Genomic DNA, 23,056 nt, shown 5'->3' on the forward strand with positions numbered 1-23,056 from the left:
TCTCTATGGTTATGAATTATTTGCCGAAAGGAACCGGCCTTGGGGTATCTTTATTGGATGGCGGCAGAATCGGCAGTTCAACCTTGGGCTGTTCCCCGGTCAGCGACTTGAGGAAGGCTACCATCTCCTGAGTTTCTTTTTCGGTCAACTTCTGACCCAGCTGGATATCCGACATGGTGTTGACCGCCTCTTCCAGGTTCCAGACACTGCCGTCATGGAAGTAGGGGTAGGTGAGTTCAATGTTACGCAGAGTCGGCACCTTGAACACCATCTTGTCAGCTTCCTTGCCTGTGACTCCCTTACGGCCTTCGGCAGGGTTATCCGTGTGGAAAGGCTTGATGAGTCCCATCTTCATATACATGGTGCCACCGACCGCCGGGCCATTGTGGCAAGCGACACAGCCTTTGTCCTTGAACAGCTGATAACCCGCTTTGGCTTCGGCGCTGATGGCATTTTTGTCGCCTTCCAAATATTTGTCAAAGGCGCTGTTGGGGGTCACCAGCGTCTTTTCAAAGGCGGCAATTGCATCTGTGATCCTGTCGATATTGACCTCTTCAGAGCCGTAAACCTGCTTGAAGCGGGCACGGTAAGCCGGCATGGAAGCAACGGTTTCGGACGCCAGCTCATGAGTAAAGCCCATCTCTTTAGGGTTGGCTATAGGACCTGCGGCCTGTTCCTTGAGATCTTTGGCACGGCCATCCCAGAACTGTGCCAACATATAATCGGCGTTCAATACGGTAGGCGAGTTGATAGGACCTTCTTGCCAGGCATGACCGATTGAGGTTGGCAGGGCGTCGACCCCTCCCATGGAAAGGTTGTGACATGAGTTACAGGAGATAAACCCGGATTTTGATAATCTGGGTTCGAAGTAAAGCATTTTTCCGAGTTCGACCTTTTCCGGCTCGGTGATTTTCACCGGCTTGATAATTTCGATAGGCTCAGCCGCCTGAGCCGCAGTCATCCCGAGGGCTGCCGTTACAGCCATGACCAGTGCTTGATATCTCATTGCTATCACCTCTAATAGGCTTACTTTGTGTGTGGTTATTTGTCTATCATAGTGATGGGATAGAGGCTTTGACAGCTGTTAATATCGATTGGCTCCATCGTTGATTTAGATGGATTTTTTGTGATGATTGCCGCGGTTTTTACCTCTTGCTTTAGCTATCTTGTCTGAATCGACTTTTCTCACATTTTCATCCTGCATCACGCTTTGGGTAAAAGTGTGCTGAGGGCGATACTTTTATCTTCCTGGCAGCGCTTATTAGAGCCTGTGGCTGACTGACATCGACAAGCTATACTCTGTTAACTTCCTGAATGCTTATGGGATTGGCCTTGGCAAACGGAGTGATACTATGGCAAGAACCTCAATCACCTTTTTCGGCTGGCCCGTGCTGTTCGTCCTCCTGTTGTTACTTTATAGTGGCAGCCCTGTGGCTCGCGCCGATACTCTGCAACTGAGCTCGCTTAATTGGCCACCCTACACTGGTCAGATGCTGGAACAACAAGGGGCTTGTGTTGCCGTGGTCAAGGCAGCACTCGCCGCCATGGGCCATGACCTCAAAGTCAATTTCTACCCCTGGAGCCGGGCGGTTAAATTGGCAGACATGCCTGGTTCACCCTATCTAGGTTACTTTCCCGAGTATTATCACCAAAGCGATAAGTTTATCTTTTCAAAGCCCTTTGGCTTCAGTCAATTGGCACTGGTGGAACAATCCCAGCGGCCAGTGAGCTGGCAACAGTTGCAGGACTTGCAGCGTTACAAGCTCGGAGTGGTAAAGGGCTATGTTAATACCGAGAGCTTGGACCGGGCCATGGACTCAGGCCGGCAACCCTTTGAGCTGGCCAATTCCGATGAACAAAACCTTCGCAAATTAGCGGCCGCCAGAATTGATGCCGTGGTGATCGACGCCAATGTTTATCGTTACCTGCTGCGGCAAAAGGGGATGGAGGAGTTGGAAGGCAAGCTTAAACTGAATCGGCAATTGCTGGCCAGCAAGGGCTTGCTGGTGGCTTTTCGAAATTCCGAAGAGGGGCAACGTTGGCGGGATATTTTCGACCAGGGATTGGCCCGAATTGATGCCAAGAGCATATTGGAGCAACACTTAAAGTATCATTGAGTTGTCATCCAAAGCGGTTAAATTGAGCACTTTACCCCAGATGGACGGGTCTGTGACAGAAAGTGCCTATGAGCTTGAACTGCTTGCCGAACTGGAGCATAAATACCAGCAACACTTGAACGCCAGGTCTTTGGCCCAAGTCAGCTTTGCCGGTAAGTCGCTCGATGTGCGGGCGCTGGAACTGGGGAACCCAAACGCCAGGGTGCCCACAGTGCTGTTCGTCGGCGGTGTTCACGGGGTTGAACGTATCGGCAGCCAGGTGATACTGGCGCTTCTTGGCAGCCTGTTGACCCGCTGCAGCTGGGATAAGCATCTGCAGTTGATGTTAACCCAGATACGGCTGGCGTTTGTACCTGTGTTGAATCCCATCGGCCTTATCAGGGGAACCCGCGCCAATGGCAACGGGGTCGATTTGATGCGCAATGCTCCCATAGATGCCCGCGGCTCAGTGACTTTTATGGTCGGCGGTCAACGGCTTTCCCGCCATCTTCCCTGGTATCGGGGCCGCAGCAGTCAGCTGGAAGTCGAGACCAAGGCGATTATTGACTACAGTAATGAACTTATGGCCCGCGGCAGCAGCTTGATTGTGCTCGATGCTCACTCAGGTTTTGGCCTGGTGGATCATATCTGGTTTCCCTTTGCCTGTAAGGACACGCCTTTTGCCCGCCTGGGGGAGGTGTATCATCTAAAGCAGTTGTTCGAAATGAGCTACCCCCATCATTGTCACTATCATATTGCGCCCCAAAGTCGCTTCTATCGCACCCACGGTGATATTTGGGATTATTTGGTCAGTTGTAACCCCCAAGTGCCTTTCCTGCCCTTAACGCTGGAAATGGGCTCCTGGGCCTGGGTCAAAAAGAACCCCAGGCAATTGCTGCGTTTCTCCGGTTATTTCAACCCTCAAAAGCAGCACAGGCTGCAGCGTATTTTACGGCGCCACTTTACCCTGATGCAGTTCTTGCTCGATGTGGGGTATGCTCAGGTACTGGAGCAACTGCCTGAACTTCATCGGCATCACCTGGATTATCAGGCACGAAACTTTTGGTATCCACAAGCGGCGGAGAAACCAAGTCATGACTGAGCAGCAAACCTGGGTGTTGATCCGCGGCTTGATGCGCGATAAACGTCATTGGCAGGCCTTTGCCGATAATCTGCTGGCGGCGGGGTTTAGGGTGGAGCTCATCGATCTGCCTGGAAATGGCGATAGGGTGGCGGATACCAGTCCCTGGGATATTCAGGATTATGCCGACTTTGTTGCAGATGAACTGCTGCGACGCAAGGTGGGTAAATGCCGAATATTGGCTATCTCCATGGGCGCCATGGTGGCCATGACACTTGCCGGGAAAAATGACACTGAAGCCGGCCGCCAAAAGGGATTTCAGCTTGAGGGGCTGTTATTGCTCAACAGCAGCGCCGCCGATCTTTCGCCTTGGTATCAGAGATTTCGGCTGCAAGCCCTGCTACGAGCCTTGTGCGCTAGAGTCAAAGGCGAGGGCATTCAATGGCGCGAGGCGACGATTCTTGCGCTTACCAGCCTTGCTCATGCCAAAGACAAGTCTCTGTGCCGTTTCTGGAGCCAACTGGCGCTTGAGGCCAAAACCACACTCGCCAATGGCTTGCGACAAATTGTTGCCTCGGCCCGCTTTCGCTCCCCGGCTAAGCTGTGGGTGCCGGCAACCATTGTTTATGGCTGTGATGATCGCCTGGTTTCGCCTAAGTGCAGCATTCGCCTGGCGGCCAAATATCGGCAAAAGCCGATTCCTTTTTGCCGCTGCGGGCATGATGTGGCGCTGGATAGGCCTGAGTTATTGCTGGAGTTGGTGCAGCGTTTGAGTCGACAAACGCCTTAGACTTGTTTGGGTAAAGCCTGAGCCCAGGTCGAAATCGAAGCAGATATCCGACCTGGGCTTTGTGATTAATGAGAGGCGACCACTGTCTTGCCTATGGGCGTTAAAGAGAGCAAGGCCAGTTTTAGGTGCTGAATGCCAAAAGGTATGCCTATGATGGTGACAAAGCAGGCCAGGGCGTGGGTCAGGTGGCCTATCGCCAGCCAAATCCCGAACAGCAGGAACCAGATAATGTTGCCGACCATACCCAGGGCGCCGGTGCCCAAGTCTTCGCGGCCAGAGAGCCTGTCGCGGCTGATATGTTCCTGACCGAAGGGCCAGAATGCCAGTTCACCTATGACAAAGCAGGCGCGGCCGAATGGGATACCTATGATACTGATAAAACAGAGTAAGCCGACAAACCACCAGGCCAGTCCCATGACAAAGCCGCCAAGAATAAACCAGGCAATATTAAAAATAAGACGCAAAATAGCCATTGAGTGCTCCTTTAAATGGCGGATCAGCCACACAGTTTTGCTGTAAAGCTTTGGATATTTCGATTATTAGCTAGAAGCATGCCATAATTATAACCTGTTGAATAATATTGGATATTGCTATTTCTGAGCCTAGGCGGATGGCGGCGATTGGTGATTTATACCAATAAGTGGCGATAATCATCACAGAGGGGAGCCGCAATGGATTAGCCTCCAAGCCATCACTTAGTCGGCATAAAGCCAACTGGTGCCTGTGAGGATTTGTGGCCTGAATCCTGTCCTCCTTGGCGGCAAACACATACAATAGCCATCCCTTGCACACCTTAGCCTTGAAATATATCGCCAGTGCCATGTCTTTAACCGATTTCAAACTGGATAAAACCCCAGTTCAAGCCTTTGAGTTTCGAGGTCATCAGCTGTTTATCAAGCGCGATGATCTGCTTCATCCCAGTTTCAGTGGTAATAAGGCGCGCAAGTTCCGTTATTTCCTCGACCACGACTTTCCCGGTATCAAGCGCCTGATAGGTTATGGCTCGGCCCAGGCCAACTCACTCTACTCTATGGCGGCGCTGGCCGAACTCAAAGGTTGGCAGCTGGACTTTTATGTGGATCACCTGCCGGAATGGTTGCAGCAGCAACCCCTGGGTAACTATCGCGCCGCGTTGGAATTGGGCGCACGGGTGATTGCTGTAAAGAATACGCCCAAGGCCGAGTTGATGACCGGCATGACCCTGGAGGACTTTGTCAGGCAGCATATTGTGCCTGAGTGTGAGCACAGCCTGTTTGTTCCCGAAGGGGGGCGCTGTAGTTATGCCGAATACGGCGTGGCTCAGTTGGGCGCCGAGATTTTACAGTGGCAGCAGCAACAGGCTACCCATAACCTCAAGCTGTTTTTGCCATCGGGGACAGGTACAACGGCACTGTTTCTACAGAAGTATTTTTGTGAGCAACAGGCTGATATTGAAGTGCTGACTTGCGCCGTGGTCGGCGGAGACAGTTACCTCAAGACCCAGTTGCTTGAGTTATCGCCCGATGAGGCATTGCATCCAACTATTGTTACACCCGAACGCAAGTATCATTTTGGCAAGTGTTACCCCGAGTTTTACCAACTTTGGCAAGAACTGGAGCAAAGCGGTATCCGCTTTGAGCTTTTGTACGATCCGCTCGGCTGGCAAGTGTTGCTCGACTTCTTGCGACGTGAGGGCCACAGCCAGGTATTGTATCTGCATCAGGGGGGGCTCCTTGGCAATGAGTCCATGCTTCCCAGATACAGGCGTAAATACGGCTGATTCAGACCAGCTGGTTGCGCTTGAGGATCTTATGAGTGCGCTCAGCCAAGCGCTGCAAGGATTTGAGATCGGCAAGCCCAGGCACCTCGTCATCGAGACGGGACTCCCAAAAGCATACCTCAGTGTCCAACATCTCCAGCATTTTCTTGGAGCAACCCAGGCATTTCCCGCCGCATAGGCTGGCTTCCGGCAAGTCCAGTGGAATACAGCGCCGGATCTCGCTAAGCAATGAGCGCATCGCTTCCGTGGTATTCGGTTTAATGGAGCCGGGTTTAGTCGCTCTGCTTTTAGTGGCTGTGATGGATTGATTCAAGGCAACACCGACAGATAAGTTTGTTAAGCATCAGCTTAATTCAAGTGGAAGGGTTGGAGAATGATCTGGCGCTTGATTTACTGTTTATCGCCATTTGGTCAGGCTGCTTCCCGGGATCACGGGAAAAGGCCTTGACCAAATGTGATGTTCTACCCGATTGCTGCTGGATAACAGTCCAATCTGCCTGAGCGTTCGATACAGTGAGAGGATAGGGGTATCGAGTGGGTATTTCGACAGTCTTACTTATTGGCGCTCAGCAACCACTTCATAAACTTGAGGGTTTCTGTACGCTTTGAGAAGGTTTGCTTCTTCTTGCCTTTGCTGTCGGTAAAGGCGATTGAGTTTTTGTTGATGGAAATTGAATCTACAGGGAAATTTACTGTGATTTCATGTCCGTTTACTTTGTATGACATAGGCCACACTCCTTATTTCTGTTAGCGCCGGTATTGGCGTATACAATCTTAACTATAGAAAATCCTTAGCATTTATTGCGAAAGATGCGTTGGTTGACTATTGAATGTACCCAGTTTGTCAGCCTTTATCAAGCCCCCGACAGACTGAAGTGCATACAGACACTCCGGGTGTCAGTAGAACATCAGACCATCGCCGCAGCACAGAGTTCACCACAGCTGTGTGACATTTCAATTAAACTCAGGAATTGTTAACTGAACGAATTTACTTAAGCGGCCTGGAGCGAGATGGGACGAGCTGAGGGTACCTTAATATCGTCGGCAATTATATCGACAGTTGGCTATAAGTCAAGCAGTATAAATACTGAGCCGATATATCCGGAACTACATGTTTCTGCTACTCTTTTTTGCTAAAGGTGCCAATAGCTCCCTGGTGTACTCTGGCTTGAACACAGCTTGAAGTGCTTACACCGGATGGATTGGTACCTTATCTTATAGTGGCAAGGAGCGCGTTAATGAATAGAGTGTTGATTGGCATAGGATTATTTATTCTGTTGCTCTGGCCTGGGTTGTGTCCGGCGGCCGAACCTGCACCGGAAACGCCAAGCGAGCAAAGTGCTGCAGCGGCTTATGAGTATCGCGACCCCTTGTTCAGGGATACCCCCAGAGGCGCCCTGCAGGGCTTTATGCAATACGCCAGAGAGGGGGATTACCAAACCGCGGCCGAGTATCTGGATCTGCGTTTTCTTCCCACCGGCATGACAGCGGAGCAGGGGCCGCTCTATGCCAGGCAGTTGCTGGCGATTATCGAGCGTAATCTCTGGCTCAACCCGCAAGAGCTGGATGATACCCCGGAGGGCAAAACCGACGACAAGCTGCCCGCCTATCGGGAGGGATTTGCCCGTTTGGAAGCCGAAAAAAAGGCCTATCAGCTCCTGTTGCAGCGGGTGCCTAGCTCTGAATACGGCAGTCTGTGGAAGGTTTCCAATGCCACGGTTGCCAAGCTCCCAAAACTTTACCAGGCCTTGGGCTATGGCCCTGTGGTGGAGTGGTTTATTGAGCACATTCCTGAAGGACGCCTGTTTACCCTGAATCTGTGGGAATGGGCCATGATGCTGGCCTATCTGGCGCTGGCGTTCTTATTCGTGGTACCTGTGACCTGGTTGCTGCAATGGCCGCTTTCACGTTCATCACACCCGCTCAAGGCTGAATTGGGCGCCTTTATTCGTGGCCCTCTGCGATTCTTTGCCGCTGTGGCACTCGATAGAGCCATGCTTGCCAACAGTACCTTGAGTGGCGCTATGCAGGAGATAGTCAACACAGGCTTTTTCTTTATTCTGGCCACAGTTTGGTTGATATGGGCGCTGGTGGGGCTGGCACAGAGCAGCCTTAGGGAGCGCTGGATAGCCAAGGGCAACAAACAGGCGGCCTCCTTGTTGCGACCTCTTGGAAATTTTCTGCGGGTGGCCCTGCTCAGCCTGGCGACCTTATTATGGCTTGAGCATCTGGGTTTTAATGCCGGCACCATACTGGCCGGGATGGGTATCGGGGGACTGGCAATCGCTTTGGCCTCGAAACAGTCGATAGAAAACCTGATTGGCACCATCACCCTCTATTCAGCCGCGCCTATCAAGGTTGGCAATATCGGTAATTTCGGCGGCGTTCGCGGCACAGTGGAGGAGATAGGGCTACGCTGTACCCGCATCAGAACTCTGGATCGTTCTGTCATTCATATGCCCAACGCCAAGTTGGCCGAAATGGAGATAGAGAATATTTCAGAGCGGGAGAAAATCCGTTTTAAGACAGAGATACGTCTCGATTACAGCACGGATGCCAAACAGCTGCAGGCGATAATCAATGATATCAAAGCCTTGCTAAAGCAGCATGAGAAAGTGGACGAATCACCGATGCGGGTCACTTTCAAGGGTTTTGGCAACGCCGGGCTAGAGTTGAATGTACTGGCCTATGTCGGCACCACTAGTTTACCGGTTTATCAGGAAGTCGCCGAGGAGTTGCAGCTGGGGATAATGGCGATTGTCGCCGAGCACGGCAGCAAGATGGTGCCCGTATGGCCGGTTTCGGCCTGATGCCCAAGATTGAAAACGGCAGAGGCTAAAGCCTATAGACAATGACAATAAAAAACGGTGCCCACGGCACCGTTTTTTTAAACAGGTCATTCGACTCAGGCTTTATCTCAGGCCTTATCGCGATGGCAGAAATAGTCTACCGCGCGTTTTACCAGCTCAATACCTGTCTGCTCACATGGCGGCAGGCTGGCATCGCTCTGCTTCAGCGGCGTGACTCTATCACCCCATTTCAGCAGCAAGGCGGCGCTGGTGAGGCCGGCACCAAAGGCACAGGAAAGAATATGTTGTCCTGGCTTGATCATGCCTTTTTCCAACGCATCACAGATGGCAATAGGAATGGTGGCTGCCGAAGTGTTGCCATAGTTGGCTATGTTGACGAAGGCCTTCTCTTTGGGGATCTTCATTCTGTGTACCAGAGTGTCGATGATCCTCTCGTTGGCCTGATGGGGGATAACCCAATCAACTTCCTCTTTGTCCAGACCACACTTCTCCAACACCTGGGCGCTGAGTTTGCCCATGCCGTTGATGGCGCGTTTGAAGATCTCCTGGCCATCGAATTGGATGTAGAAGTCCAGTGACTCGGCAACAAATCTGTCCATGCCTGTACCAAAGCTGGCTTTGAGAATGTCGCGGCCACCTGGATCATTGTTAAGTTCATAGCCCAGTACGCCACATGGGCTGTCTGTCGCTTCCAGTACCACGGCACCTGCACCATCACCGAACAGTACCGCGGTTTCTCTTCTTGACCAGTCGAGGTAGAAACTCAGACGTTCGGCGCCGACCACCAGGACTTTCTTGCATTGACCACTCTTGATTTGAGCGGTTGCCAAGCCAACCCCGTAGAGAAAGCCACTGCAAGCGGCGTTGATGTCAAAGGCGGCACAGTTGGCGCCGACATTGGCCTGTACTGTTGAGGCTATGTTGGGGATCAGTGTGTCCGGGCTGGCGGTCGCCAGGATAATCATGTCCAGTTCGCTGCCTTCGATGCCGGCGGCGGCCAGCGCATGCTGAGCGGCTACAGTGGCCAATTCCGAGGTGTTGACGTGGCTGATATGGCGCTGGCTGATCCCTGTTCTGGGTTTAATCCATTCATCGGAAGTGTCGATAAAGGTGGCCAGATCATGATTGGTCAGTACGGCGGGGGGAACGCACTTTCCCCAGCCGGTAATAGTGGCGTACTGCATTGAATTTACTCTCAAAATAAAAAGACAGAAGCCAGATCTGTCTTTTGGACAACTAAAGCGCTATTGCTTGGAAAGGGTCGTGATTTTTCAGCTCACCTGTTGGGCTACCAATTCACGAATGGCGTTGGCAGCGTGCAGTATGTGGGCCCTCAGCAGGACCACGGCCTCATCTATTTTCTTTTGCCGACATAATTGCAGCAGATCCCTGTGATCCTGCTCGGCTCTGGGGATCCCACCTGTCAGCAACAACTGTAAGCGAATATAGCGATCACAGTTGGTGTTCAGACCATGTACGACTTCCATGGTGTGGGGACGGTTGGCGGCGCGGTACAAACTTGTGTGGAACTCTGTGTTGAGTTCGCTCCAGCTGCCCACGGCATTATCCTGTTTAAAGGCGGATTCCAGTTTGTCCAGTACGGCTTCGGCCTGACGCAGATCTTCATCCTGCAGGTTTGGAATGGCTTTGGCAAGGAGATCAGTTTCAATCAGTGCTCTGAGTTCAAATAACTCGCTGACTTGCTCCACCGACAATTCGGTAGCCGTGGCGCCTTTATGGGCTTCAAACTTGACCAAGCCTTCGGCTTCCAGTTGCAAAAGGGCTTCCCTGACCGGAATCCGGCTGACATTCATCTCTTCTGCCAGAGCGCTCTGACGCAGCGGTTCGCCAGCTGCGATTTCACCTGAAAGAATTTTCTCCCGCAGCACTTCGACCACAACCTGGGTGCGCGTTTTATGAACGATGGGCGTAGTTCGGCTCATAGATCCCGTCTTTGTATACGTTATTCGGTTTTGATCCGAATAAGACTACAGCGAATGCTCAGATAAATAAAGGGAAACCACTTGGGTTCCCCTCTGCAATGCCGTGCAAGATGTGCTTTAGAAGTAGCGTGCGCCTGGGTGTTTATCCGAAACTTGCCCCTGGTTGAAGCTGATTGTCAGCTCAGGAGGCAGGTTTTGCAGACTCAAAGGCCTGAGAAAACGCGCCATTGCCTGAGTGCCTACCGAGGTACTGCGCAGATCTGTGCTGGCAGGGAAGGGGCCACCATGGTTCATGGCATGGCAAACCTCGACGCCCGTTGGCATCTGATTAAAAATCAGTCTTCCTACCTTGTATTGCAGCGCCTCCAAAACGTCCGGATAACCTTGTAAGTCGCTGCTGGTGGCATGGACACTGGCGGTTAACTGGCCATCGAACGCCTGGATCACAGCGTGCAGTTCGGCTTCACTTTTGGCCGTCACCAACAGGGCGAAGGGGCCGAACACTTCTTCCATTAGATCAGGGTTGGCAAGCAAGCTCTCGGCGCCGGTTTCCAGCAATAGTGGTCGGGTATGATGCAGCGCCGCGGCGGCTTTACCCTGAGCCAGCAATTCAAGGGCCGGATTGGCGAGCAGCTGCTTGCTCCGGGTTTGAAATGACTCGGCAATTCCCGGGGTTAACATGGGAGCCGCCTCGGTTTCAGTGATAGCCTGACTCAGGACGCTACGGTAACGCGCAAGGGCTTTTTGGCTGAATTCGCTGTCGGCCAATGCCAGAATAAGCCCGGGGCTGGTACAGAATTGCCCCTGAGCCATCAACATCGACTGATGTTGATGGCCGGCGAGGGTTTCTGCCTCGGTTTGCAATTTACCCGGCAGCAGCAGCTGTGGGTTGATTGAGCCCAGTTCGCCATAAAAGGGAATGGGTTTGGCTCTGGCGGCGCAGCAATCGGCCAGGAGCCTCCCTACCTTGAATGAGCCGGTAAAGCCTACTGCCTGAATACCGCTGTGAGATACCAAGCCAGTCGATAGCTCTGGCCTGCGTCCCTGCAATAGGGAAAATACGGCGCTTGGCATATCGCAGCGAGAGGTAGCGCGGGCAATGGCGCGGGCCACCAGTTCACTGGTGGCCGGGTGTGCAGGATGGCCCTTGACAATCACGGGGCAACCGGCTGCCAGTGCCGAGGCACTGTCACCGCCGACGGTGGAAAATGCCAGCGGGAAGTTGGAGGCACCGAATACGGCAACCGGCCCGAGAGGCAGCTGTGTCAATCTGAGTTCGGGTTTGGGCAGCGGCGTGCGCTCGGGGTTGGCTTTGTCTATCAACAGAGGACTTGGCGTCTCTCTGAGCTCTGATGCGAACAGCCTGAGCTGATTGGCGGTGCGGCCAAGTTCGCCGTTTATCCGCGCTTGTGGCAGGCCGGATTCCAGCATGGCCGCCGCCGTGATAAGCACGCTGTCGTTTTCAAGCTCGGTGGCGATGGCCTCCAGGAAGGCGGCCCTGGCTTGCGGCCGTGTTTGCCGGTACTGAACAAAGGCGGCACCGGCCGCTGTGACTGCCGCATCTATCTGGCGCTCGCTGGCTTCAGCGAAACTGAGCGCCAGCGTTTGATTGGCGACCGGGTCCAGGCTTTGAAACCGTTCGACATCTGTCTCACTCTGCCATTGTCCGGCGATTAGATGTTGGCCGGTCAGTTGTGACGCTAACTCTTTGACGAGCGCCTCACGGCGATTGGGGATCTCTGTTGTCATGGGGTCTCCTTTAATGTGTGGGCACTTGAGTCTGGGCTATCCAGTGTTGACTGTGATGACAGCTCACAGCACCTGGAATCCATAGGCGTAAGGGTCCTCATCATCAACCAGGATACTGTTGTGCCCGGTGACTCTGGCCCAGCCTTGAATACTGGGCAAAATAGCCTCGAACTGGCCGACGCGGGTGGTGCCTTCTATACGGCCGATAAACTGGCTGCCAATGATGGATTCATGGGTGTAACTGTCTCCCGCGTTGAGCAGGCCTTTGGCGTGCAGCTGCGCCATCCTGGCACTGGTACCTGTGCCGCAGGGCGATCTGTCTATCGCCTTGTCACCGTAAAACACCGCATTGGCGCCATTGGATTCCGGGCTCAGACAATCGCCTGTCCACAGTACATGACTGATGCCCTGAACTGTGGCGTCATCCGGGTGAACACATTCGAGCTGCGCCCTGGCCGCTTCCCGTACCAGTGGGCTCCAGCGCAGAATATCGGCGGCGCTCCATTGCCTGAGTCCGGGAAAGTTTTCTTGCGGATCCACTATTACGTAAAAGTTGCCGCCGTAGGCCACATCGACCTTGAGGCAGCCAAGGCCGGGTACGTCGATGACTTTATCCGCATGGGCGAGATAAGCGGCAACGTTGTAGAGCTTCACCCAGTCGACTTTGGCGCCACTGCGTTGATACTCGATGCGTATTTGGCCTGCGGGCACATCGAGCAGCAGTTCACCTTCCCGGCGCGGCGTCAACAAGCCGGCTTCCAGTGCGGCGGTGACTGTGCCTATGGTGCCATGGCCGCACATGGGCAGGCAGCCACTGGTTTCGATAAACAGAATAGAGCCGTCGGCATCGGCCGAGCAGGGCGGGTAAAGAAAAGCACCGGACATCATGTCATGGCCTCTGGGTTCGAACATCAACGCCTGACGGATCCAGTCAAACTGCGAGAGAAAATGCTGGCGTTTTTCGCTCATGGTCTGGCCCTTAAGTTCAGGATGGCCACTGGTTACCAGGCGTACCGGGTTGCCACAGGTGTGGGCATCGATACAGAAAAAAGTCCCTTTGAGCATAAGTTCTCCTTGGTGCCGCTCTTGGCTCAGTCCAGATTGTACTTGTCGAGGTCTATGCGCGTTGTCAGTGCCTGCTCAAGCAGTTGCTGTACATAGGCGCGATCTTCGCCTTCCAGAGGCAATCTTGGCATGCGTACATGTTCACTGCCGCGTCCCACCAGTTCTTCGGCCAGCTTGATGCACTGTACCAGAGTCGGGATGGTGTCCAGTCTCAGCAGCGGCATAAACCAGCGATACAGCTCTCTGGCTTCCTGCAGTCGGCCGGCGCGGGCCAGGCGGTATAAGGTAACAGACTCTCTCGGGAAGACATTTGTCAGGCCGGATATCCAGCCATCAGCTCCCAGAAGCAGTGACTCGAGGGCAATATCATCGACACCGCAAAAGACGATGAAACGGTCGCCGAAGCGGCTCTGCAGTTCGGTCAGACGGCGGGTGTCTGTAGTCGATTCCTTAATGGCGACTATGTTGGGCTCTTTGGCGAGTTCGGCGGTCATTTCCAAATTGATGTCCACTCCATAGCTCACCGGGTTGTTGTAGATCATGATGGGCAGGGGGGTTGCGCGGGCAACGTGGCGGTAATGCGCCAGCACTTCTCTGTCTGTGCCGCGATAAACCACGGCGGGCAATAACATCAGGCCATCGACACCAAGAGCGGCCACATCTTTGGCGTATTCGGCAGCTTGCTCGGCACTGTGCTCGGTGCAGCCGGAGATCACCGGAATTCGCCCGGCGACGGTTTCGACTGTATGTTTGATAAAGGCGCGCTTCTCGGCCGCGCTCAGAGAGGCGTTCTCGCCCACAGTGCCCAGCGCTATGATGCCGTCAATACCGTCGTGGATCAGGGCTTCCAGCATACGGCGATTGGAGTCAAAGTTGATTGAGCCATCGGCATTGAATTGGGTTGAAATTGCAGGATACACCCCTTGCCAGTTTGGTTTCATGGTACAGACCTCTTGTTGATTTAGTTGTTGTTCTTTATCCCTTGCGGGCTAACAGCTGTGGATATTGTCAGAGATAAAGTATATTGTATACAAAAATATTTAACTAAACACAATCAGTGATCGTGGTGATTGGGAAAAGCGTTTCGTTATTTAAGGCTTTTGGCTGCCCGGCGCAGGGAGAAAACAGATGAACAGCAAACAAGATGGCACAGTGTCCTCAAAGGGAGAACTGACGGTTTTAGGGGGCGGCATAGTCGGGCTTTGCTGCGCCATAGCCGCGCAAAAGCAGGGATTCAAGGTGAGCCTGTTGGATAAAGATGAGCCGGGGCGAGGGGCCTCTTTCGGTAATGCCGGACATTTTGCCACCGAGCAGATGTTTCCGCTGGCGTCTTTCTCTCTTGTGCCTCGGCTCCCTGGAATGTTGCTGGACCCGCAAGGCCCGTTTCGGATCCGTCCCGGGTATTTTTTCAAAGCCTTGCCTTGGTTTTGCCGCTTTATGGCCAATATGTTGCCCGCCAAGCGACGTAAAAATGGTGCGGCGATCGCGGCTTTGAACCGTGAAGCCATAGGCGCCATGCGTCGGTTGCTGGCACAAGCCGAGGCCAGCGAGTTGATGTGTGAAAACGGCAGCCTGCTGTTGTTCGAGCGGGATGAAAAAGCGGCCCGGCAGGAGTTTGAGGCCTATACCAAGGCCAGTGTGGCGGTGAAGCTATTGAGTGGTGATGAAGTCAGGCGGCTTGAGCCTTCGCTGTCCGGCAATATCAAGGCTGCACTGTTTTTCACTGAGGTGGCGCATACGCCATCACCTTTTGAACTCTGCAAGCGTTTGGAGTTGCACTTCAAGGCACTCGGTGGGCAGGTGCTGCGCGCCGAGATCGATAAATTGCAGCCGGACAAGCAAGGTGTCCGCCTCGGTGACAGTCAGGGGCAATCCTGGCACTGCGACAGACTATTGCTCTGCTGCGGCGCCTGGTCCAAACCCCTGGCGCAGCAATTGGGCCATGAGGTGCCGCTGGATACCGAACGCGGCTACCACCTGATGATGCCGCAAGTCAGCGGTTTGTCTCGCCCTGTGGCGTCGTTCGAGCGTAAGTTTATCATTACCCCAATGCGCGGCGGTACCCGTTTGGCCGGCACTGTGGAGTTCGGCGGGCTCAAGGCGCCCATGGATCCCTCCAGGGCCGATTGTTTGCTGCCCCATGCCCAGGCGCTGCTGCCAAAGGTATTTTCCTCTGCCAGTGCCGAACAAGGTGAGCGCTGGATGGGGTTCAGACCCTCTTTGCCGGATAGTTTGCCGATACTGGGAGCGAGCTTGAAGCAGAAGGGCGTTTGGTTTGCCTTTGGTCATCAACATCTTGGGCTGACCTGGGCGGCGATAACGGCAGAGTTGCTGGCCAGCGAGTTTGATGGTGACGAGCCGGCGTTATCACTGCATCCTTACCGGATTGACAGGTTTTGAGCCCGGGAGCCTGTTCACATTCAAATGCAAACATAGAAAAACGGCGCCGAGGCGCCGTTTTTGCCAATGGGAGCGAGTGGGTCAGTCTTTGAGGCCGTGCATCATGTCGACGCCGGTATTACGTCCCTCGGCGTGACAAACGGCGCAGCTCTCGCTGCCACTCTGATAGACAGGGCCGCCGCTGGCATCTTTGCGGAAAACACCGCCGAAGGCTTCGGCATGGCTGGCCCATTTTTCCACTTGGATATGACAGCCACCACAGGCTGCAACCGTGGGAGAATACTCGGCGATTTGGCCTTTCTCGGTTGCGCCGGGAGTGGCAACCAACACGGAGGCGCTCTGACTCAGGCCATCCAGCGTAAGCTGGCCCTTGATATGACAGGCGCGGCAATCACTGGCCGGTTTCGGATAGGTGGCCGCCTCTCTGTCGGCGCCCATTCCGGCCACAGTGCGGGTACCACTGTGCAGCGAATGCACCATTTCCCTGTAGTTCAGACTGTTGTTCAGGGTACGGATCGCTTTTATTTGATCCATGCCAGGAGTGTGTTTCAGTCCGGCATTCAGGTACATGTTAGTGCCATTGTTGTGGCAGTCGTTGCAGCTCTTGTCGGTCAGGGCCGTAGCTCCTTGAGGCGCATGACAACTGCCGCAGCTGTCATTGCCCGGCTGGAAGCGGCTCGCCAGAGTATGAGCGCTGACAACCCGCTGCTGCATGTCGCTGTCATGACAGCGCCGACAGGCAGCCTCATCGGCAAGGGCTTTATTACTCGCCGCAGAGCCTGTGAGTGACAAGGGGTTATCGGCAATCACCTCGATGCGGGTAGCGCTTGTATCACAAGCCACAGCAAAGCCTGTCGCGGGATCGGCGCAGACAAGCAGTTTGGCTTGCACCCGAGTCTTGTCCGGCTCACCAAAGTCCGCTGCCTGAAGCGGGCCTATGGCAGCGCTGAGGCTGTGTCCCTGCATGGCCAGGCTGACATCGGCCCCAGGGTTGGCCAAATTCCAAATTTTGCGCTGACCGTTGTTGAGCGGGCGATTGGCAGGTTCGGGATCGCCACTGACCGTTAACCACAATGACTCTATGGCCGGATCGTCTGCAGGCAGACGGCCTTGGCTGCGAAAATCCAGGCTGATACTCAGCTTGTCGCCATCAATAGCGGCGGAGGAAAGCGCAAAGGCATACTCCTGTTTGATGAGTTTGCTTGTCCTTTCAAGGCTCAGGTGGATTTTACCCGCGCCCTCTGGGTTGCTGGCATCCGGATGGCAGCCTGAGCAGCTTTGTTGCCAGCCTCTGGGGAAGAGTTCTCTATCGTGGAATAAAGCACTGGCGCTACCATTCCAGCCCTCGGGGGCATCCTTACTGTGGCAGCTCAGGCAGCTGTTATTGCCGGGAATAAAGTAGTGGTTGGCCTGCGGCGCCGCATCGGGAATATGACAGCTGTTACAATCCTTGATATCACCGGGATAGTGCAATTGGCTGTAGTCATATTCATGGCCCTGATAGCCAACGACCTTGTACTCGCCATGGTGAATTTTGTGAGTCAGGGTCGCCATATCAAGCGCCGAGCCGGTTTCTGGGTCGCCCGAGTAACTGGTGTGACACATGACGCAGCCTTCAAAGGCAAAACGCTTGCTGCCGTGCATCAACAAACGCGCCTCACTGTTATCCCTGTCACTGCCGTGGCAGCGATAGCAGGCCTGCTGCTGATCTATCAATACCCGGCTGTCTTCGGCAGCGGCGGCTTGGCCGGTTGCCGGAATAAAGTCATAGACACTGTTGATCAGCATGCTGCTCAGTGAGCTGTCTGCAGCGGGCTTGAGTTCCAGATAGACCCTGTGAGTCTTGTCACTTTCGTAGTGGGTATTGAGCCCTTCAAAGCTTGGGTATTGATTGAGCGCCTTGCTGAATTGATAGCGGTAACGCCCCTGGCCCAGGCTCTGTAGGCAGTCGAGTTTGCAGTCACTCTCAATCCCGGCTTGCCACTGCGCTGCGGCCTGGGCTGTGGCACCTGTACCCGGCTCAACCAGTTTATTGATATAGCTTATCCATTGGGGAGCGCGGCTTATCTCATAGCGCCCCTCTGCTGGCCTTGTATCGCCGTACATGGGTTGAGCACTGCCCAGCTTGGCTATGCCCATGGCCAAGGCTGATACCTGCTCCAGTTGTTCCAGTCCGGTCACGGCAACGCCGTTGGCGTCGCTTAAGAAAAAGTCGACCGAAACCCGGGTTTGCTCATCTATGGTTACGGCTTCGATATTGGCCTGCAGTGATTTGGCTTTGGCAATATTGATCCCCACTTCTCCCGGAGGACCCACCTGGCCGTCATCGCCATCGGAACATGCAGCCAATAAGCAAACCACCAGTGGGGATAGTTTCCACCAGGCGTTTTTAGGCTTGAATTTCATCATTTCCCATTCCTTTATGTTTTAGATTCTGTCGGGATGTCTAATTAGGAATGTATGCAGGCCTTAATCTATTTAATTTGAATAATTTATCTGTGACCATCGTCAATTTGTTCCAGCTATAACTGATAAGCGTAGGTTTGGTCTAAGTTGTTTTTTCTGATTTTTGAAAGAGTGAAAAATTAATATTTGATTTGAGTTTTAGTTAATGAGTTTGGTCTGTTAGCCTGTGAGTAAATGTGACTCAGATTGGGAAAAAATGTCTGGATTTAATTAGCATGAATTGTCGGGTATTTGGTGTATGCATATTTAAATAATATTTCTTAAACTAATTAAGGAACGCAATATGATTACCAGACGAGGAATGCTGAAAGGGAGTATGGGGGCAGCCGTAGGCACTGTCTATGGTGGAACGCTCATCAGCTTTCTTACCGGTTGTGGCAGTGACAATGACAGCGATGAAAAGGTTGAGGTGTTACCCGGTGGTTTGATGGTGGTTAATCCGGTTATCTGCGTCAGTTGCCGTCGCTGTGAAATCGCCTGTGGCTGGAACCATGAAGGCGATTGCAGCCCAACCCTGGCAAGGGTCAAAGTCGAACACAACATGAACTATGGGCCTCATGGTGTGCAGTTTAATTACACAGAGCAGCGGGGGGAATGCGGCGATCGCACTGTGGTGCCTGCCACCTGTCGTCATTGTGAAGTTTGTACACAGGTATGTCCGCAGCAGGCCATTTCAACTCATCCGGAAACCGGCGCTAAAGTGATAGATGAAAAGCGCTGCGTTGGCTGTGGTTATTGCGCCGATAAATGTCCACAACAAGTGATTAAAGTCGTACGCAGCAAAATGAAAGCCGTGAAATGCGACCTGTGTCAGGGCGAGCCGGCCTGTGCTCAGGTTTGTCCGACAGGTGCGATTAAATTCTATACCTGGGAACAGGCGGAAGCCGCGCTCGAACAATATGAAAAATATACTGGCCTGATCGGTTAATGAGGTAATTGAAAATGACAGATAAACTTGGCGGATGGGCTGGTAAAGTATTAAGGGTTAATTTAACAACCGGCAATATTACGACAGAATCAACAAATAAATATCATGACTATATAGGTGGTATGGGGATAGGCTACAAGATCCTTTGGGATGGCCATAAAGATAATATCAAGGCCACAGATCCTGAAAATATTATTGTATTCTCCGCCGGCCCGCTAACCGGTTCTGGGGTGATCTGTACCGGTCGTACTACTATAACTTCCCGCAGCCCGGTGATTAAAGATCATCTGATTTCTGATGGACATTTCGGTGGTCACTTTTCACCGGCAATGAAATATGCCGGATTTGATGCCATCGCCATTGAAGGCCGCGCCGCCGCACCGGTATGGCTCAGGGTTGAAGACGGCAAAGTCACGCTGGAATCGGCTGCCGCGCTCTGGGGCAAGGGGATTTTTGATACCCACGCCATGATAGCTGAAATGATGGGCCCCAATGCCCAGGTGGCTGCCATAGGCCAGGCGGGGGAGAATCAGGTGCCGCTGTCAGTGATTATGACTCAAGGTGGACACTCAGCCGGAGGCCATGGCGCCGTGCTCGGGTCAAAAAACTTCAAAGGGATAGGCATCATAGGTACAGGGGCCGTGGCCATTGCCGCCGATAATGCCAATATGCGTCGGCTCGATGACCATATTCTGGGGATTATAGGCGCCAATAACCAAGGGGTTGTGCCTTCTACTCCGCAGTCCTGGGCCGAATATTCCAATGGTATCAGCCGCTGGAAGGCGCGTCCCGGGCTCAAATGGGGGCAGTCGGATCAGCAGATTGAGCTGGGCGAGGTACCCTGGAATGAACGTAACAAGGTAGGCTTCCGTACCTCAATGGCCGAGATGTACTTCGGTGAAGAGTACGCCAACAAGTGGATGAAGCGCACCGGTGGTTGTCATGCCTGCCCCATTCGCTGCTTCTGTGAGCTCAAGGTGCCTGAGCTGAAACAGAAATATGGTCGCAAGAGCGAGCATATCTCCAACGTCTGTATGGGATTCCTGGCGCCTCAGTATCTGATGGATACCAAGAAGGGCTCGGAAGAGCACGCTATGACAGGTGCGCTGGGTGGCAACCTGATCGACGATTACGGCATCTGGTGTAACTACGGCCTGATTTCGCACCTGTTCAAGTACCTCAAAAAACACGATATGTTCCAATATCTGTTGCCTAAAGAGGAGTTTGACAGCATCCCTTGGGATCTGTGGGACAAGAAAGATCCGGCGTTCCTTATCGATTTTTACCGCCGTATCGCCTATCGCGAAGGGGAAATTGCCCATATGGCCGATGGCATGTCGGATCTGATTGAGCGTTGGAAACTGGATGGGCGTAACCCGGATCTCGGTTATTGGGATATTCACAAAGAATCCTCGGTGAAAATTTTCAATAAGAAGACCAACGCCGCCGTGCACCATGCCAGCGAGACCGCAGGGCAGGTGGGCACCCTGATCAACATGGTGTTCAACCGCGATGCCCAGTGTCACTCCCATATCAATATTGTTAACTGTGGCTTGCCTCAGGACATGATAGAAACCATAGCCGCCGAATTCTGGGGCGAAGGGGCCTTCGATAAGGTGAAATGGTATACCCCAATCAACCCGGCCAAGGTTAAGTTTGCCAAGTGGTCTTTGGTAAAAAACGTGCTGCACGATTCATTGACTCTCTGTAACTGGATGTTCCCCTTGCTGGCTTCGCCGGACAAGAATCGCAACTACCGCGGAGACAGCACCATAGAATCCCAGATGTTCTCTCTGGTCACAGGCAAGGAAGTGACTGAGACTGAGCTCGACTTTATGGCCGAGCGGGTACTACATCTGCACCGAGCGCTGACCATCATTCAAATGAATGAGATGAATATGCGCAATGAGCACGATGTGCTTTGCGACTGGGTTTACGACCTGGACCCCGACAAGGCTTTTGGCGATGAAGGCACCATCAAGATGGACAGGGACGATATTCAAAAGGCGTTGGATATGTTCTATGACGATTTTGGTTGGGACAGGCAAACCGGGGCACCACTGAGATCAACCCTGGAAAAATTCGGCCTGGGTTACGCCGCCGATGCGCTGGAGGCCCGTGGCTTGTTGCCGGGATAAGCCATGCTGGAACTGGTGGACTTTATCCGGTTGTTCAGCCAACACGGACGCCTGGTTTCCCTGCCACAGCTGTTGGCTGTGGCGGGGGATGACTCAGAGAAGACTGTGGATGCGGTGCAAGAATATATCCGTTTGATCCTGGCGCCTGAACACAGGGATCTGAAGATGCGCATATCTGAGGATGAGCACTTCTTCTATTCAGACCGTTACATGGTAGACAGCTATGCCAACCGTTGGTTGGCACTGCAACGCGGGGAGGTTGCCGCGACCCTGGCGCAGCAGATACGCGAAACCAGTTGTCGCCATACCGCTGTGCTTGAGGCTTCAGTTTTGGGGTATCCTCCTTACAGCCTGGATGCCGAAGCGCAGCAGGCGCTGCGACAACAGTTGCTGGCGATGCCGGAATATGACGACATACGTTATGACACCGGCCGCGATGGCAAGGGGTATTACTTTTCTACCGATGGCCTGAGTCCTGAATATGCCAGAGTGCTTGCAGACTACGACCCGTTTGAATGGTCATGCTGAGCCCGGAAGTCTGATGTCTCCCTGCGGGCGTGCTCCCGAACATCAGGCACCCGGGGTCAGCGCCCATCTCCCACCCCGGGCCTGAATGCCCGGGTTTTTCTTATCCTATGTCCTGAAGCCCACGACATAAGTTTGTTACCACAGTGCATTTTGCCCCAATGAGTGGAATAATATCGCCATTCGCTTTCTGGGAGGCAAACAGTGAACCGAGCGGTTTTTTTGGATAGAGACGGTGTAATCAATGTCGATCACGGCTATGTGCACCAAATAGATGATTTTGAATATATCGAAGGCATCTTCGATGCTTGCCTGGCGTTGAAACGACAAGGCTATAAGCTGGTGGTGGTGACCAATCAGTCAGGGATTGCCCGTGGGCTCTACACTGAAGAGCAGTTTGCCAGCCTGACCGAATGGATGGATTGGAACTTTGCCGACAAGGGCGTGGATCTCGATGGTATCTATTACTGCCCGCACCATCCGGAGAAGGGCATAGGTGAATACAAGCAGGATTGTGACTGCCGTAAACCCAAGGCCGGAATGATCAATAGTGCTGCCAGTTTTCTTAAGTTGGATCTTGCTGCCAGTGTAATGGTCGGTGACAAGGCCGATGATATGCGCGCCGCCAAAGCGGCGGGGATCCCGGTGCGGATCCTGGTCAGAAGTGGCAAAGAGGTGACTCAGGAAGCCATGGATGAGGCGAGCGTAGTACTGGATAGCATTGCCGATGTCCCCCAATATTTGGCATCACAGGCCTGAGTTGGTCGATTACCAAGCGTCTTGGCGCAATAGTGAACACTTGAAGGCTTTGGTAAGAAAAATCGCCTTTTGGGGGTTGCGCAAAAATTCAGGCTCCCTATAATGCGCAACCACTGACCCGCGACAGGGTCTGGAAGTCAAAGATTCAAGCATCGAATGCTTTAAGTTGAAATGCTTGGCTGGCTTCTTTTGCTCTTTAACAATCTATCAAGCAATCTGTGTGGACACTCACAGGCATTGAGAAATCGACAAACGATTTAACTCGATGAAGAGTGTTCATACGAACAGAATTCATTGAGCAGAACCTTCGGGTTCAACCAAAACTTTAATTGAAGAGTTTGATCATGGCTCAGATTGAACGCTGGCGGCAGGCCTAACACATGCAAGTCGAGCGGTAACATTTCAAAAGCTTGCTTTTGAAGATGACGAGCGGCGGACGGGTGAGTAATGCCTGGGAATTTGCCCATTTGTGGGGGATAACAGTTGGAAACGACTGCTAATACCGCATACGCCCTACGGGGGAAAGCAGGGGACCTTCGGGCCTTGC

The 23,056-nt window shown here is 53.2% G+C and carries 20 protein-coding genes and 1 rRNA gene; 11 read left to right on the top strand and 10 right to left on the bottom strand.

Annotated elements, in window-relative coordinates:
- Positions 1 to 16: 16 nt before the first annotated feature.
- Positions 17 to 1,006, bottom strand: a complete 990-nt coding sequence (locus N512_RS0114560; protein ID WP_051472821.1) for a cytochrome-c peroxidase — start codon at positions 1,004 to 1,006, stop codon at positions 17 to 19.
- A 346-nt stretch (positions 1,007 to 1,352) separates the two neighbouring features.
- Here N512_RS0114560 and N512_RS0114565 point away from each other — a divergent pair, with 346 nt between their 5' ends.
- From N512_RS0114565 to N512_RS0114575, 3 genes are read left to right on the top strand one after another with little or no spacing between them, the layout of a single operon-like run.
- Positions 1,353 to 2,117 carry a substrate-binding periplasmic protein gene (locus N512_RS0114565; protein ID WP_081737177.1) on the top strand — a complete coding sequence of 255 codons (765 nt, stop codon included), beginning with the start codon at positions 1,353 to 1,355 and terminating at the stop codon, positions 2,115 to 2,117.
- 52 nt (positions 2,118 to 2,169) lie between these two features.
- Positions 2,170 to 3,198 carry a M14 family zinc carboxypeptidase gene (locus N512_RS0114570; protein WP_028780808.1) on the top strand — a complete coding sequence of 343 codons (1,029 nt, stop codon included), beginning with the start codon at positions 2,170 to 2,172 and terminating at the stop codon, positions 3,196 to 3,198.
- On the top strand, positions 3,191 to 3,967 hold the full coding sequence (locus N512_RS0114575) for an alpha/beta fold hydrolase (RefSeq protein WP_028780809.1): 777 nt from the start codon (positions 3,191 to 3,193) through the stop codon (positions 3,965 to 3,967). Before N512_RS0114570 ends, N512_RS0114575 begins: the two co-directional genes overlap by 8 nt.
- A 65-nt stretch (positions 3,968 to 4,032) precedes the next feature.
- On the opposite strand, the gene N512_RS0114580 is transcribed toward N512_RS0114575, so the two are convergent.
- On the bottom strand, positions 4,033 to 4,440 hold the full coding sequence (locus tag N512_RS0114580) for a YccF domain-containing protein (protein ID WP_025011114.1): 408 nt from the start codon (positions 4,438 to 4,440) through the stop codon (positions 4,033 to 4,035).
- A 311-nt stretch (positions 4,441 to 4,751) separates the two neighbouring features.
- On the opposite strand from N512_RS0114580, the gene N512_RS0114590 reads away from it, so the two are divergent.
- The gene (locus N512_RS0114590; protein WP_231473596.1) at positions 4,752 to 5,726 is read left to right on the top strand and encodes a 1-aminocyclopropane-1-carboxylate deaminase/D-cysteine desulfhydrase; all 975 of its coding nucleotides are present in this window, start codon (positions 4,752 to 4,754) and stop codon (positions 5,724 to 5,726) included.
- Position 5,727: 1 nt separating this feature from the next.
- Here N512_RS0114590 and N512_RS0114595 read toward each other — a convergent pair whose 3' ends face one another.
- Both N512_RS0114595 and N512_RS24420 read right to left on the bottom strand, forming a co-directional pair.
- Positions 5,728 to 5,964 (bottom strand): hypothetical protein, encoded by a 237-nt coding sequence (locus N512_RS0114595; RefSeq protein WP_037437240.1) that lies wholly within the window; start codon positions 5,962 to 5,964, stop codon positions 5,728 to 5,730.
- Between the two features lie 314 nt (positions 5,965 to 6,278).
- Positions 6,279 to 6,452 (bottom strand): hypothetical protein, encoded by a 174-nt coding sequence (locus N512_RS24420; RefSeq protein WP_093983382.1) that lies wholly within the window; start codon positions 6,450 to 6,452, stop codon positions 6,279 to 6,281.
- 512 nt (positions 6,453 to 6,964) lie between these two features.
- Here N512_RS24420 and N512_RS0114605 point away from each other — a divergent pair.
- The gene (locus N512_RS0114605) at positions 6,965 to 8,536 is read left to right on the top strand and encodes a mechanosensitive ion channel family protein (protein WP_028780811.1); all 1,572 of its coding nucleotides are present in this window, start codon (positions 6,965 to 6,967) and stop codon (positions 8,534 to 8,536) included.
- 107 nt (positions 8,537 to 8,643) lie between these two features.
- Here N512_RS0114605 and N512_RS0114610 read toward each other — a convergent pair whose 3' ends face one another.
- The 5 genes from N512_RS0114610 to N512_RS0114630 form a co-directional block, all read right to left on the bottom strand.
- Positions 8,644 to 9,720, bottom strand: coding sequence for a ketoacyl-ACP synthase III (locus tag N512_RS0114610; protein WP_028780812.1), 1,077 nt, complete (start codon positions 9,718 to 9,720; stop codon positions 8,644 to 8,646).
- An 87-nt stretch (positions 9,721 to 9,807) separates the two neighbouring features.
- A complete protein-coding gene (locus N512_RS0114615; protein ID WP_025011106.1) occupies positions 9,808 to 10,479 on the bottom strand; it encodes a GntR family transcriptional regulator in 672 nt (223 codons plus the stop codon).
- 117 nt (positions 10,480 to 10,596) lie between these two features.
- A complete protein-coding gene (locus N512_RS0114620) occupies positions 10,597 to 12,228 on the bottom strand; it encodes an aldehyde dehydrogenase (NADP(+)) (protein WP_037475173.1) in 1,632 nt (543 codons plus the stop codon).
- A gap of 63 nt (positions 12,229 to 12,291) precedes the next feature.
- A complete protein-coding gene (locus tag N512_RS0114625; protein WP_028780814.1) occupies positions 12,292 to 13,293 on the bottom strand; it encodes a 4-hydroxyproline epimerase in 1,002 nt (333 codons plus the stop codon).
- 26 nt (positions 13,294 to 13,319) lie between these two features.
- On the bottom strand, positions 13,320 to 14,234 hold the full coding sequence (locus N512_RS0114630) for a dihydrodipicolinate synthase family protein (protein ID WP_028780815.1): 915 nt from the start codon (positions 14,232 to 14,234) through the stop codon (positions 13,320 to 13,322).
- Between the two features lie 187 nt (positions 14,235 to 14,421).
- Between N512_RS0114630 and N512_RS0114635 the strand changes: the two genes are divergently transcribed.
- The gene (locus tag N512_RS0114635; RefSeq protein WP_028780816.1) at positions 14,422 to 15,693 is read left to right on the top strand and encodes an NAD(P)/FAD-dependent oxidoreductase; all 1,272 of its coding nucleotides are present in this window, start codon (positions 14,422 to 14,424) and stop codon (positions 15,691 to 15,693) included.
- 81 nt (positions 15,694 to 15,774) lie between these two features.
- Here the strand turns inward: N512_RS0114635 and N512_RS0114640 are convergent, their stop codons facing one another.
- On the bottom strand, positions 15,775 to 18,102 hold the full coding sequence (locus N512_RS0114640; RefSeq protein ID WP_028780817.1) for an OmcA/MtrC family decaheme c-type cytochrome: 2,328 nt from the start codon (positions 18,100 to 18,102) through the stop codon (positions 15,775 to 15,777).
- 340 nt (positions 18,103 to 18,442) lie between these two features.
- On the opposite strand from N512_RS0114640, the gene N512_RS0114645 reads away from it, so the two are divergent.
- The 5 genes from N512_RS0114645 to N512_RS0114665 all read left to right on the top strand — a co-directional run.
- Positions 18,443 to 19,087, top strand: a complete 645-nt coding sequence (locus tag N512_RS0114645) for a 4Fe-4S dicluster domain-containing protein (RefSeq protein ID WP_025011103.1) — start codon at positions 18,443 to 18,445, stop codon at positions 19,085 to 19,087.
- 14 nt (positions 19,088 to 19,101) lie between these two features.
- On the top strand, positions 19,102 to 21,225 hold the full coding sequence (locus N512_RS0114650) for an aldehyde ferredoxin oxidoreductase (protein WP_028780818.1): 2,124 nt from the start codon (positions 19,102 to 19,104) through the stop codon (positions 21,223 to 21,225).
- Positions 21,226 to 21,228: 3 nt separating this feature from the next.
- A complete protein-coding gene (locus tag N512_RS0114655) occupies positions 21,229 to 21,753 on the top strand; it encodes a hypothetical protein (RefSeq protein ID WP_028780819.1) in 525 nt (174 codons plus the stop codon).
- A gap of 201 nt (positions 21,754 to 21,954) precedes the next feature.
- Complete coding sequence (gene gmhB / locus N512_RS0114660; protein ID WP_028780820.1) at positions 21,955 to 22,509, top strand: D-glycero-beta-D-manno-heptose 1,7-bisphosphate 7-phosphatase; 555 nt, start codon at positions 21,955 to 21,957, stop codon at positions 22,507 to 22,509.
- A 326-nt stretch (positions 22,510 to 22,835) separates the two neighbouring features.
- Positions 22,836 to 23,056 (top strand): 16S ribosomal RNA (locus tag N512_RS0114665); the annotation flags it as partial.

Source organism: Shewanella sp. 38A_GOM-205m (assembly GCF_000518445.1).
Lineage (GTDB): Bacteria > Pseudomonadota > Gammaproteobacteria > Enterobacterales > Shewanellaceae > Shewanella > Shewanella algae.

Bases quoted from the DNA above. Each gene is read 5' to 3' on its own strand.
- N512_RS0114560 (WP_051472821.1), bottom strand. From the start codon at position 1,006: ATGAGATATCAAGCACTGGTCATGGCTGTAACGGCAGCCCTCGGGATG.
- N512_RS0114565 (WP_081737177.1), top strand. From the start codon at position 1,353: ATGGCAAGAACCTCAATCACCTTTTTCGGCTGGCCCGTGCTGTTCGTC.
- N512_RS0114575 (WP_028780809.1), top strand. From the start codon at position 3,191: ATGACTGAGCAGCAAACCTGGGTGTTGATCCGCGGCTTGATGCGCGAT.
- N512_RS0114580 (WP_025011114.1), bottom strand. From the start codon at position 4,440: ATGGCTATTTTGCGTCTTATTTTTAATATTGCCTGGTTTATTCTTGGC.
- N512_RS0114595 (WP_037437240.1), bottom strand. From the start codon at position 5,964: ATGCGCTCATTGCTTAGCGAGATCCGGCGCTGTATTCCACTGGACTTG.
- N512_RS24420 (WP_093983382.1), bottom strand. From the start codon at position 6,452: ATGTCATACAAAGTAAACGGACATGAAATCACAGTAAATTTCCCTGTA.
- N512_RS0114605 (WP_028780811.1), top strand. From the start codon at position 6,965: ATGAATAGAGTGTTGATTGGCATAGGATTATTTATTCTGTTGCTCTGG.
- N512_RS0114610 (WP_028780812.1), bottom strand. From the start codon at position 9,720: ATGCAGTACGCCACTATTACCGGCTGGGGAAAGTGCGTTCCCCCCGCC.
- N512_RS0114615 (WP_025011106.1), bottom strand. From the start codon at position 10,479: ATGAGCCGAACTACGCCCATCGTTCATAAAACGCGCACCCAGGTTGTG.
- N512_RS0114620 (WP_037475173.1), bottom strand. From the start codon at position 12,228: ATGACAACAGAGATCCCCAATCGCCGTGAGGCGCTCGTCAAAGAGTTA.
- N512_RS0114625 (WP_028780814.1), bottom strand. From the start codon at position 13,293: ATGCTCAAAGGGACTTTTTTCTGTATCGATGCCCACACCTGTGGCAAC.
- N512_RS0114630 (WP_028780815.1), bottom strand. From the start codon at position 14,234: ATGAAACCAAACTGGCAAGGGGTGTATCCTGCAATTTCAACCCAATTC.
- N512_RS0114635 (WP_028780816.1), top strand. From the start codon at position 14,422: ATGAACAGCAAACAAGATGGCACAGTGTCCTCAAAGGGAGAACTGACG.
- N512_RS0114640 (WP_028780817.1), bottom strand. From the start codon at position 18,102: ATGATGAAATTCAAGCCTAAAAACGCCTGGTGGAAACTATCCCCACTG.
- N512_RS0114645 (WP_025011103.1), top strand. From the start codon at position 18,443: ATGATTACCAGACGAGGAATGCTGAAAGGGAGTATGGGGGCAGCCGTA.
- N512_RS0114650 (WP_028780818.1), top strand. From the start codon at position 19,102: ATGACAGATAAACTTGGCGGATGGGCTGGTAAAGTATTAAGGGTTAAT.
- N512_RS0114655 (WP_028780819.1), top strand. From the start codon at position 21,229: ATGCTGGAACTGGTGGACTTTATCCGGTTGTTCAGCCAACACGGACGC.